We start from the raw sequence: 230 nt of genomic DNA, 5'->3' as shown, positions 1-230 counted from the left end.
GACCCAGGTGACCGTTTTCCGCAACATCCAGACGCCGGAATGGCCGAACGACCGCGAGGATCGCATCCCGGTCAAGTGCGTCCGGAAGGCGATCGCCACCGCGATGACCTCGAGCGCGTTCAGCGCCCCGCACGTCAGTCTGTTCTTCGACGTGGACGCGACCCGGACCATGGAGTTCGTCAAGCGGCTCAAGAATTCGGCCGACTTCGCCGGATTGAACGTCTCTCCCC

1 protein-coding gene is annotated in these 230 nt (G+C 63.9%); it reads left to right on the top strand.

The window, feature by feature from the left end; all coding sequences use genetic code 11:
• Positions 1 to 230: 2-oxo acid dehydrogenase subunit E2 (locus ACPYOG_RS21110; protein WP_481295990.1), on the top strand; the 230-nt coding region annotated here is incomplete at both ends.

This window comes from Leifsonia sp. HAY1-4F (genome assembly GCF_056755275.1).
Note: the sequence above shows the minus strand (reverse complement) of the source record. Positions and strands in the feature narration are given on the sequence as shown.